Consider the following 10,957-nt stretch of genomic DNA (forward strand, 5'->3'; position numbering starts at 1 on the left):
TGAATCCATAATCGACTCGGTTTCTCAGGTCGATGCATGGCTCAAGACACCCGGATTGGCTCTCTCTCCCTCTGGGAGAGGGCTGGGGTGAGGGTTTTACACCGCAGAAGAACCTGCATAAAACAATAAAAGTGAGTGGTGAACATGGAAGTACGCATCAAGCCGGCAGCGGTCGGCACCCTGTTGCTCGCAGTTTCCATCGCGCAAGCCAATGCGCAGTACCTTGAAACCGGCAAGCCCGGCGATCCCGCCAGTTGGCGCAGCGCCGAATTCCAGCGTGACTGGGGCCTTGCGCGGATGCAGGCGGATCAGGCCTACGCTGCCGGCATCACCGGCAAAGGCGTAAAGATCGGCGCCCTCGACTCCGGCTTCGACGCCGCCCATCCCGAGTTCGCCAGCGACCGCTATCACCCGGTGCTGGCCTCCGGCAGTTACGTCGACGGCTCACTGTTCAACGTCAACGGCACCCTCAACCCCAACAACGATTCCCACGGCACCCACGTGGTCGGCACCATGGGCGCGAGCCGTGACGGCACCGGCATGCACGGGGTGGCGTACAACGCGCAAATCTACGTCGGCAACACCAACAACAACGACAGCTTTCTGTTCGGCCCGAAACCCGATCCGCGCTATTTCAAAGCCGCCTATGACGCCCTGGCCGCTGCCGGCGTGCGTGCGATCAACAACAGTTGGGGCAGCCAGCCGCCGGATGTCAGCTATCGCACCCTGGCCGATCTGCACGCCGCGTACGCTCAGCACTGGAATCAGGGCACCTGGCTCGACGCGGCGGCGGACGTCTCGCGCCGTGGCGTGATCAACGTGTTCAGTGCCGGCAACAGCGGCTACCCGAACGCCAGCGTGCGCTCGGCGCTGCCGTACTTTCAGCCGGACCTCGAAGGCCACTGGCTGGCAGTCTCCGGGCTGGACCAAAGCAATCAGCAAAAGTACAACCAGTGCGGCATCGCCAAATACTGGTGCATCACCACACCGGGGGCGAAGATCGACAGCACCATTCCGGGTGGCGATTACGCAATCAAGTCCGGCACCTCGATGGCCGCGCCGCACGCTACCGGGGCACTGGCGCTGGTGATGGAACGCTACCCGTACATGAACAACCAGCAGGCGCTGGAAGTGCTGCTGACCACCGCCACGCAACTCGACGGCGCGGTCACCGATGCGCCGACCGAACGGGTCGGCTGGGGCGTGGCCAACCTCGATCGGGCGATGCGCGGGCCGGGGCAATTGCTCGGCGCGTTCGATGCCAATCTGGCGACCGGGCAAAGCGATGTGTGGAGCAATGACATCTCCGACAAGGCGCTGATTCAGCGTCAGCGCGAAGACCTCGCCGAACACGGCGCCTGGCAGCAGACCTTGCAGGACAAGGGCTGGCAGAACGGTATTCCGGCCGGCGCCAGTCAGCAGGATCAGACCGACTACGCCGTCGGTATGGCGCGCGATGCCGCAGCGGCGACGCGGGTCTATCAGGGCAGCCTGATCAAATCCGGGGCAGGGCGCTTGCTGCTGACCGGCGACAACACCTTTCGTGGCCCGACCACGGTCAATGGCGGCTTGTTGAGCGTCAACGGCTCGCTGGCCTCTGCGGTGACCGTCAACGACAGCGGCACCCTCGGCGGTTCCGGGCGGATCGCCTCGTTGCTCGCCAACAGCGGCGGCCGCGTGGCGCCGGGCAACTCCATCGGCACCTTGAGCGTGGCCGGTGACGTGACCTTTGCCCCCGGTTCGACCTACGCGGTCGAGCTGTCGCCGACCAGCAGCGACCGCATCGTCGCTGGCGGCACCGCGAGCATCAGCGGTGCCACGGTCAGCCTGTCGCTGGAAAACAGTCCGACTCTGCTCAGCACCACTGAAACCCGCAGCCTGCTCGGCCATTCGTACGACATTTTACAAGCGGCCGGTGGTATTGAGGGCCAGTTCGGCGCGGTGCTGCCGGATTACCTGTTCATCGGCGGCAACCTCGACTACACGGCCAACGCCATTCAGCTCGACATTCAGCGCAACGCCACCTCGTTCGCCAGCGTCGGGCAGACCCCGAATCAGCGTGCGGTGGCGGCCGCCGTCGAAGGCCTCGGCGCCGGCAATTCGGTGTACGAAAGCCTGCTGCTGTCGGCGTCTGCCGCCTCGGCGCAGCAAGCCTTCCAGCAATTGAGCGGCGAAATCTACCCGGCGCTCGGCTCGATGCTGATCAATGACAGCCGCCAGTTGCGCGACGCGGTCGGTGAGCGTCTGCACGATGCCAACGCCACGCAAAGCAATGGCTGGATCAAGGCCCTCGGTGCCTGGGGTTCGACCAACTCCGGTAACGACACTTCGCGCTACAGCACCTCGATCGGCGGCTTGCTCGCCGGTGTCGACGGCGCGCTGGACGAGCAGACCCGCATCGGTCTGGTCACTGGTTACAGCGACAGCTCGCTGAACATGGGCTCGGACACGCATTCGTCGGCCAAGGTCGACAGCTATCACCTCGGCGCTTACGCCGGTCATGACATCGGCGGCTGGCGCCTGAGCACCGGCGCGGCCTACAGCTGGCATCGCGCCGATGTGAAACGCGATCTGCAATACGGCGACGTCAGCGCCAAACAGAAAGCCAAGGTCGATGCGGCGACCACGCAGGTTTTCGGTGAAGCGGCTTATCGGCTGAACCTGCAGCCGCTGGCACTGGAGCCGTTCGCCAACCTCGCTTACGTGCATCTGGACACTGACGGCTTCACCGAAAAGGGCGACGGGGCGGCGCTGAAAAGCTCCGGCGAGCAGCGTGATGCGGTCCTCAGCACCCTCGGTGTGCGCGCGGTCAAGCGCTTCAACCTGTCGACGCAACAGGCACTGGACGTCAGCGGCCACCTCGGCTGGCAGCACAGCCTCAGCGACATCGACGCCGAACAGCATCTGCGTTTCGCCAGCGGTAGCACACCGTACGCGGTCGGGAGTTCGGCACTGGTGCGTGACGCGGCGCTGGTCGGCGTACAAGCCAGCCTGGCGTTGAGCAAGGACGTGCGGGTCAACCTGGATTACAACGGACAACTGGCCAACCGCGAGAAGAGCCACGGCGTGGGGCTGAGCCTGAACTGGCAGTTCTGACGGAGGGCGTACGCGTAACCCTGTAGGAGCTGTGAACACATACCTGTGGCGAGGGAGCTTGCTCCCGCTCGGCTGCGCAGCAGTCGTAAATCCGCCACACCGGGTTCGACTGGAAGAATGCACAGGGCCGCTTCGCGCCCCAGCGGGAGCAAGCTCCCTCGCCACACAAAGCAGCATTCATGAGATTGAAGTACACGGATTTTTCGCAACAACACTAAGGAAGGTCGCTGGATGAATAACAACAATACCCCCGCGCAAACGGGCGGTCGCTTCGCCATGAAAACCCTCAATTGCGCCGTGATTTGTGCGCTGACCACCTGGGGCACCGCGCACGCGGCGCCTTACGTGGAAAGCGGCCGCAGCGGTGATCCCGCCAGTTGGCGCAGCGCCGAGTTCCAGGCGGAATGGGGCCTGGGCGCCATTGGCGCGGATCACGCCTACGCCGCCGGTTACACCGGCAAAGGTGTGAAACTGGGGATCTTCGACCAGCCGGTGTACGCCGCGCACCCGGAGTTCTCCGGTGCCAACAAAGTCATCACCCTGGTCACCAGCGGGATCCGCGAATACACCGACCCGTACATCCCGGTCAAAGCCGGCGATGCGTTCCGTTATGACGGTTCGCCTTCGGTCGGTTCCGACGGCAAGCTCGGTGCCCACGGCACCCACGTCGGTGGCATCGCTGCCGGCAGCCGTGACGGCGGGCCGATGCACGGCGTGGCGTTCGGTGCGCAGATCATTAGCGCGGATAACGGTGACCCGGGTCCGGAAGACGGCATCGTCCGTGGCAACGACGGCGCGGTGTACAAGGCCGGTTGGGATGCGCTGATCGCCAGTGGCGCGCGGATCATCAACAACAGCTGGGGCATCGGCATCACTGACCGTTTCGACCTCGGCGGCCGCGACCCGGCGTATCCGCACTTCACCGTCAACGACGCGCAATTGCAGTTCAACGAAATCCGCACGCTGCTCGGCACCAAGCCCGGCGGCGCCTACGACGGCGCCATCGCCGCCGCCCGCAGCGGCATCGTGACGATCTTCGCCGCCGGTAACGATTACAACCTGAACAACCCGGACGCTATCGCCGGCCTCGGTTACTTTGTGCCGGACATCGCGCCGAACTGGATCACCGTCGCCGCGTTGCAGAAGAACCCTGATCTGGCCAGCGCCAATCCGTACATCATGAGTACGTTTTCCTCGCGTTGCGGCTACACCGCGAGCTTCTGCGTCTCGGCGCCGGGCACGCAGATCTACAGCTCGATCATCAGCGGCACCAACGCCGACAACCTGACCACCGGCTACAAGAACTACAACGGCACCTCGATGGCCGCACCGCATGTGGCGGGCTCGATGGCGGTGTTGATGGAGCGCTTCCCGTACATGACGGGCGATCAGGTCGCCACGGTGCTGCGTACCACCGCCACCGACCTCGGCGCACCGGGCATCGACGCCTTGTACGGCTGGGGCATGATCAACCTGCGCAAAGGCATCGACGGCCCGGCGATGTTCATCACCGAGCAGGACATCCCGGAAGAGTTCCGCATCCAGGGTGCCTACGGTTCCGGGCAGTTTGTCGCGGACTTGCCGGGCATCGGCGCGATCATCGACAAGGGCAAACCGACCGAGCGCGTGTGCAACGACATCACCTGTGGCCTCGACACCTGGCGCAACGACATTTCCGGTCACGGCGGCCTGACCAAGCAGGGCATCGGCACGCTGGTGCTGACCGGCAACAACACCTACAGCGGCCCGACTCTGGTCAATCAGGGGCGTCTGGCGATCAATGGCTCGCTGGCTTCGGCGGTCACGGTCAACGACAGCGGCATCCTCGGCGGTAACGGCCGCATCGGTGCACTGACTGCGAAAAGCGGCGGTACCGTCGCCCCGGGCAACTCGATCGGCACGCTGAACGTCGCCGGTGACGTGACCTTCGAGCGCGGTTCGACCTACGCGGTGGAAGTCTCGCCGACCAGCAGCGACAAGATCGTTGCCGGTGGCAAAGCGGTGATTGATGGCGCCACGGTCAGTTTGTCGCTGGAAAACAGCCCGACCTTGCTGACGACGACTGAAGCGAAGAGCTTGCTCGGTTCGCAGTTCAACATCCTGCAAGCGGCCGGTGGCATCCAAGGCCAGTTCGGGCAAGTGCTGCCGAACTACGCGTTCCTCGGCGGCACCCTGGCGTACTCGGCAAACGGCGTGCAACTGGACGTCGGGCGCAACGGCGCGTCGTTCGCCAGTGTCGGCCTGACGCCGAACCAGCGTGCGGTTGGCGCGGCTGCCGAGGGTCTGGGCGCGGGCAATGCGCTGTTCGAAACCCTGCTGCTGTCGCCGAACGCGGCGTCGGCGCAACAAGCCTTCCAGCAACTGTCCGGCGAGATTCACCCGGCCATCGGCACGATGCTGATCAACGACAGCCGCTACCTGCGTGAAGCGGTGGGCGAGCGTCTGCGTGAGCGTGATCTGTTCAATGCCGACGCACCGACCGACGACCGCAGCAACGCCTGGGTCAAGGTACTGGGTTCGTGGGGCAAGAGCGATGGCGGCCATGAAAACGCCGACTCCAACAGCTCCATTGGCGGGCTGCTGGCCGGTGTCGACGGTTTGATTGCTGAAGATACGCGTCTGGGTTTCGTTACCGGTTATAGCGACAGCTCGTTGAACATGGGCGGCGGCACGCATTCGTCGGCCTCGGTCGACAGCTACCATCTGGGTGCGTACCTGGGGCATCAGATTGATGCGCTGCGCCTGACCGCCGGTGCGGCTTACAGCTGGCACCGCGTGGACGTGAAGCGTGATCTGCAGTTCGCAGGCGTCAGCGGCAAAGAGAAAACCAAGCACGATGCGGCGACCACTCAGGTGTTCACCGAAGCGGCTTACGATCTGCGTCTGCAACCGATGAATCTGGAGCCGTTCGCCAATCTGTCCTACGTGCATCTGAACACCGAGAGCTTCACCGAGAAGGGTGATGCGGCGGCGCTCAAGAGCTCTGAAGACAACCGCGATGTGGTGCTGTCGACCCTTGGCGTACGCGCCAAGCGCACCTTCGCGCTGTCGGACAAACATCAGCTGGAACTGGGCGCGACCCTCGGCTGGCAGCACAACCTGAGCAGTGTCGATGCTGACAGCCACCTGGCCTTCGCCAATGGCAACAGCGCCTTCACTGTGCAGAGTGTGTCGATGGATCGTGACGCGGCGGTGGTCGGCGTACGCGCCGGGCTGGCGCTCAATCGCGATGTCCGGGTCAACCTGGACTACAACGGACTGATCGGTAACAACGAGAAAGACCACGGTGTGGGTCTGACCCTCGACTGGCAGTTCTAAAGGCGTGCCGGCAGTCTCTTGGGGGCTGCCGGTTTTGAAGGAAGAGAGAGCACAACATGGGATTGTTCGATTATAAAAATGCCGACGGCAAAGCGTTGTACAGCGATGCCATCGCACTGACGCTGTATGCCTACACGCCAACCGGCCAGCCGTTGCCGGCCACCGCCTGGAAACCGCTCAGCGCCACGGCGCTGGGTTATCAGGGCAAGGTCGGCGCGCAAGGCACGTTCTTCGGCGAGAAGGACGGCTTCACCAGCGCCGAGGCCGAAGTGCTCGGCAAGTACGACGCCGGCGGCAAGCTGATCGGCCTCGGCGTGGCCTTTCGCGGCACTGGCGGGCTGGGTTACAGCGACACCTTCGGCGACATGAAAAACAACCTGCTGGCCGCCATTGGGCCATCGGATTACGCGAGCAACTACGCAAAAAATGCCTTCGACAACCTGCTCAAGTCCGTTGCCGCGTTTGCCATCGCCAACGGCATCGCCGCCAAGGACGTGCTGTTCAGCGGCCACAGCCTCGGTGGCCTCGGGGTCAACAGCGTGGCCGAGTTGAGTGCCAGCAACTGGGGCGGTTTCTTCAAGGATGCCAACTACATCGCGTTCGCTTCGCCGACCCAGAGCAGCACCGGCAACAACGTGCTGAACATCGGTTACGAAAACGATCCGGTGTTCCGTGCGTTGGACGGCACCACGTTCAGCAGCGGTTCGCTGGGCAAGCACGACGGGGCGCATGAGTCGACCACCGACAACATCGTCAATTTCACCGACAACTACGCGTCCACCGCGCAGAACCTGGTGCCGTTCAGCATCGTCAATCCGCTGAACTGGTCGGCCCACAGCTCGCTCGGGTATGCCGATGGCTTGAACCGGGTGATCGATTCGAAGTTCTACAACCTGACGCACAAGGACTCGACCCTCATCGTCTCCAACCTTGAGGAATCGTCCCGGGGCAAGACCTGGGTCGAGGATCTGGGGCGCAGCGGCGAGCCGCACACCGGCAGCACTTTCATCATTGGCACCAACAGCAACGACTGGCTCAAGGGCGGGGCGGGTAACGATTTCCTCGAAGGCCTGGGCGGCGATGATCGGTTCCGCGATGACGGTGGTTTCAACATCCTTCTCGGTGGCCAGGGCCACAACACCTTCGAGCTGCAGAAACCGCTGCAGAACTTCAGCTTCGCCAACGACGGTGACGGCACGCTGTACGTGCGCGACGCCTACGGCGGCATCAGCATGACCCGCGACATCGGCGCGCTGGTGAGCAAGGAGTCGGGTTCGTGGTGGGGCAGCAAGGAAATCACCTGGGGTGTCACGGCCAAGGGGTTGACCAATGGCAGCGAATTGACCCAGTACACCCATTCGCTCAACGGCGATGCTTACGGCAATGCGCTGCACGCCAGCGCCGAGGGTGACTGGCTGTTCGGGCTGGGTGGCGATGACAAGCTGATCAGCGACAAGGGCCACGTGACCTTCGTCGGCGGCTCCGGCAACGACGTGATGACGGCGGTGGGTGGCAACAACACCTTCCTGTTCAGCGGCGCGTTCGGTTTCGACGCGATCAATGGCTACCAGGGCAGCGACAAACTGGTGTTCATGGGCGTCGAAGGCGCGGGGCAGGGCTACGACTACAAGCAGCATGCTGCACAGTCGGGGGCTGATACCGTGCTGAAGATTGGCGACTATGCCGTGACCCTGGTCGGGGTGGGAGTGGCTAACCTGTCGGACTCGGCGTTCGTGTTCGCCTAGCTCCTTGTTAAGACAAACCCTGTAGGAGTGAGCCTGCTCGCGATCGCGGTAAGTCAGTCTCCATCCATGTTGCCTGACACGGTCTCATCGCGAGCAGGCTCACTCCTACAGTTAAAAGCAATGCAAGTAGTACTGAAATGCTCCGGGGCGTGCCCGCGAGGGGCGCCCTGGCTGTGAGCTATCTCTGACAATTCCAACAAAAGAGAGGCAATAGCAATGGGTGTGTATGACTACAAGAACTTCGGCACAGCCGATTCCAAGGCGTTGTTCAGCGATGCCATGGCGATCACGCTGTATTCCTATCACAACCTCGATAACGGCTTTGCCGCCGGTTATCAGCACAACGGCTTCGGCCTCGGCCTGCCCGCCACGTTGGTCACCGCGCTGCTCGGCGGTACTGATTCGCAAGGGGTGATTCCCGGGATTCCGTGGAACCCCGACTCGGAAAAACTCGCCCTCGACGCGGTGAAAAAGGCCGGCTGGACACCGATCACCGCCTCGCAACTGGGCTACGACGGCAAGACCGACGCGCGCGGAACCTTCTTCGGTGAGAAGGCCGGTTACACCACCGCTCAGGTGGAAATCCTCGGCAAGTACGACGCCCAGGGCCATCTCACGGAAATCGGTATCGCCTTTCGCGGCACCAGCGGCCCGCGTGAAAACCTGATCCTCGACTCGATCGGTGACGTGATCAACGACCTGCTGGCAGCCTTCGGTCCCAAGGACTACGCCAAGAATTACGTCGGCGAAGCGTTCGGCAATCTGCTCAATGACGTGGTGGCGTTCGCCAAGGCCAACGGCCTGACCGGCAAGGACGTGCTGGTCAGCGGCCACAGTCTCGGTGGGCTGGCGGTCAACAGCATGGCCGATCTGAGCGGTGGCAAGTGGGGCGGATTCTTCGCCGATTCCAACTACATCGCCTACGCCTCGCCGACCCAGAGCAGCACCGACAAAGTGCTCAACGTCGGTTACGAAAACGATCCGGTGTTCCGCGCCCTCGACGGCTCGACCTTCACCGGCGCCTCGGTCGGCGTGCACGACGCGCCCAAGGAATCGGCCACCGACAACATCGTCAGCTTCAACGATCACTACGCCTCGACCGCGTGGAATCTGCTGCCGTTCTCTATCCTCAACATCCCGACCTGGATCTCGCACCTGCCGACCGCGTACGGCGACGGCATGAACCGCATCATCGAGTCGAAGTTCTACGACCTGACCAGCAAGGACTCGACGATCATCGTCGCCAACCTGTCGGACCCGGCGCGGGCCAACACCTGGGTGCAGGATCTGAACCGCAACGCCGAAACCCACAAGGGCAGCACCTTCATCATCGGCAGTGACAGTAATGACCTGATCCAGGGCGGCAGCGGCAATGACTATTTGGAAGGTCGCGCCGGCAACGACACTTTTCGTGACGGTGGTGGCTACAACGTGATTCTCGGTGGCGCCGGCAACAACACCCTCGATTTGCAGAAATCGGTGAACACCTTCGACTTCGCCAACGACGGCGCCGGCAATCTGTACGTGCGCGACGCCAACGGCGGGATCAGCATCACCCGCGACATCGGCAGCATCGTCACCAGGGAGCCGGGTTTTCTCTGGGGCCTGTTCAAGGACGACGTGACCCACAGCGTCACGGCTAGCGGTCTGAAGGTTGGCAACAATGTCACGGCCTATGAATCGAGCGTGAAGGGCAGCAGCGGCGCCGACACGCTCAAGGCAAATGCCAGCGGTGACTGGTTGTTTGGTCTGGATGGCAACGATCATTTGATTGGCGGCGTCGGCAACGATGTGTTTGTCGGTGGCGCCGGCAATGACCTGATGGAATCGGGGGGCGGGGCGGATACGTTCCTGTTCAACGGCGCGTTCGGTCAGGATCGGGTGGTGGGTTTTACGTCGAACGACAAACTGGTGTTTCTTGGCGTGCAGGGTGTGTTGCCCAATGATGACTTCCGCGCGCATGCGACGGCGGTGGGGCAGGACACGGTGCTGAAGTTTGGTGGGGATTCGGTGACATTGGTTGGGGTGGCGCTGAATAGCCTCAGTGCCGATGGAATTGTGATCGCCTGATGCATCCGTAACCTGTGGCGAGGGAGCTTGCTCCCGCTGGGTCGCGAAGCGGCCCTGAAGATTTTGTGAGCGCTACGCGCTCAAGCGGGAGCAAGCTCCCTCGCCACAACTTGGCATCAAAAGTGACTCAACAGCCACACCCTGACTCAAAAGCTGTGCAAACAGCAGAAGCGGCCTAAAGCCAGCACGTGCACGCACGTTCTATAGCCAGCCGCCATTGAGTACAGGAGATGCACACGTGAAAAGGTTCAAGGGGTATGTCGGGATTGTCGGACTGGCGCTGTTATCGGCCAATGCCTGGGCCGATCTGCCTCAAACCTCGATTCTGAGCCGCTACGGCATCAGCAGCGATCAATTGCCGAAACCGGAAAAGACTGAAGTGGTCGAGCCGGTGGAAGAGAAAAGCCTGTTTCAGATTCAGCCCGAACAGCCCTTCGTGACGTTTCGGCGCGGTGATGACAAACAGGCACAAGCCACTGGTAACCTGAGCATCGACCGCATGACCCAACAGGATCTGGAGCGCTGCCGGCGTCTGCAAGCCGAGCTGGCGCGGCGGGGTGAGCAGTATTTCAGCTGTGATCACAGCATTATGGGTTTGCCTGCTTTCGAATAACCCAGGCGGATAACACTTCCCCTGTAGGAGCTGCCGCCGGGGGGGGTCGTTTTTTCTTTTTTTTTATAATAAAAAAAAAAAAAAACAACCTCCGCGCGCCCCCCCCAGGCAAACA

5 protein-coding genes are annotated in these 10,957 nt (G+C 62.5%); all 5 read left to right on the plus strand.

Annotated elements, in window-relative coordinates; all coding sequences use genetic code 11:
- Positions 1-144: 144 nt before the first annotated feature.
- The 5 genes from eprS (at position 145) to LVD08_RS03740 (ending at position 10,842) form a co-directional block, all read left to right on the plus strand.
- Positions 145-3,096, plus strand: a complete 2,952-nt coding sequence (eprS, locus tag LVD08_RS03720) for an autotransporter serine peptidase EprS (protein ID WP_247267438.1) — start codon at positions 145-147, stop codon at positions 3,094-3,096.
- Between the two features lie 231 nt (positions 3,097-3,327).
- Positions 3,328-6,414 carry an autotransporter domain-containing protein gene (locus LVD08_RS03725; protein ID WP_431061419.1) on the plus strand — a complete coding sequence of 1,029 codons (3,087 nt, stop codon included), beginning with the start codon at positions 3,328-3,330 and terminating at the stop codon, positions 6,412-6,414.
- A gap of 56 nt (positions 6,415-6,470) precedes the next feature.
- A complete protein-coding gene (locus LVD08_RS03730) occupies positions 6,471-8,159 on the plus strand; it encodes a polyurethane esterase (protein WP_247267439.1) in 1,689 nt (562 codons plus the stop codon).
- A gap of 216 nt (positions 8,160-8,375) precedes the next feature.
- Entirely contained in the window at positions 8,376-10,229 is a 1,854-nt protein-coding gene (locus tag LVD08_RS03735; protein WP_247267440.1) for a polyurethane esterase, read from the plus strand.
- A gap of 238 nt (positions 10,230-10,467) precedes the next feature.
- A complete protein-coding gene (locus LVD08_RS03740; RefSeq protein ID WP_115989738.1) occupies positions 10,468-10,842 on the plus strand; it encodes a hypothetical protein in 375 nt (124 codons plus the stop codon).
- The last annotated feature ends 115 nt before the right edge of the window (positions 10,843-10,957 follow it).

Origin of the sequence: Pseudomonas sp. YL2 (assembly GCF_023063025.1) — a bacterium.
Lineage (GTDB): Bacteria > Pseudomonadota > Gammaproteobacteria > Pseudomonadales > Pseudomonadaceae > Aquipseudomonas > Aquipseudomonas putida_A.